General features: G+C 55.0%; 1 protein-coding gene and 1 pseudogene. Both read left to right on the top strand.

Features of this window, described 5'->3' with window-relative positions; genetic code table 11:
• On the top strand, positions 1-992 hold a 992-nt coding region (locus ACRESJ_RS11500), incomplete at its 5' end, for a S16 family serine protease (protein ID WP_431758009.1).
• A gap of 149 nt (positions 993-1141) precedes the next feature.
• Positions 1142-1212 (top strand): annotated as a pseudogene (locus tag ACRESJ_RS11495) (DNA-binding protein HU); the annotation flags it as partial.

The raw sequence follows: 1212 nt of genomic DNA, 5'->3' as shown, positions 1-1212 counted from the left end.
ACTCGATGAACATCCCGCCGGCGTTGCTGGACCGGATGGAAGTGATCCGTCTGCCGGGCTACACCGAAGACGAGAAGATCAACATCGCCGTCAAATACCTTTCGCCAAAGCAGATCACGGCCAACGGCCTGAAGAAAGGCGAGCTGGAGTTTGACGCAGAAGCGATCCGCGACATCATCCGCTACTACACCCGTGAAGCCGGTGTGCGTGGGCTTGAGCGTCAGATTGCCAAGGTTTGCCGCAAGGCGGTCAAAGAGCATGCGCTGGAAAAACGCTTCTCGGTGAAGGTCACTGCGGACGATCTGGAACACTTCCTGGGCGTGCGTAAATTCCGCTACGGCCTGGCCGAGCAGCAGGATCAGATCGGTCAGGTAACCGGATTGGCGTGGACTCAGGTGGGTGGCGAATTGCTCACCATCGAAGCCGCTGTGGTGCCGGGCAAGGGCCAGTTGATCAAGACCGGTTCCTTGGGTGACGTGATGGTCGAATCGATCACTGCTGCCTTGACTGTTGTTCGCAGCCGCGCGAAAAGCCTGGGCATTCCCCTGGACTTCCATGAGAAGCGCGACACGCACATCCATATGCCGGAAGGGGCGACTCCCAAGGACGGCCCTAGCGCCGGTGTAGGCATGTGTACGGCCCTGGTGTCGGCATTGACCGGCATTCCGGTACGCGCGGATGTCGCCATGACCGGCGAAATCACTTTGCGTGGCCAGGTACTGGCGATTGGCGGTTTGAAAGAAAAACTGCTGGCTGCCCATCGTGGCGGAATCAAGACCGTGATCATTCCTGAAGAGAATGTGCGCGATCTCAAAGAGATTCCGGACAATATCAAGCAGGATCTACAGATTAAACCGGTTAAATGGATTGACGAGGTCCTGCAAATTGCGCTGCAATACGCGCCGGAGCCCTTGCCGGATGTGGCTCCGGAGATAGTCGCGAAGGATGAGAAACGCGACGCAGATTCTAAGGAAAGAATTAGCACGCATTAGTACGTATTTGCCTGGGGGGCTTTCTTGACAGCTTTTTAGAGCCCTTGTTATAAAGCGGCTCTTAAGTGTCTGTAGGCCATTCAGCACTCGTTTTTGCTTTCACCAAAAAAACTTAGAATCATACTCAAATAGATATAAGGGGACTTAGAGTGAACAAGTCGGAACTGATTGATGCTATCGCTGCATCCGCTGATATCCCGAAAGCTGCTGCTGGCCGTGC

This window comes from Pseudomonas sp., from assembly GCF_050739655.1.
Classification (GTDB): Bacteria; Pseudomonadota; Gammaproteobacteria; order Pseudomonadales; family Pseudomonadaceae; genus Aquipseudomonas.
Note: the sequence above shows the minus strand (reverse complement) of the source record. Positions and strands in the feature narration are given on the sequence as shown.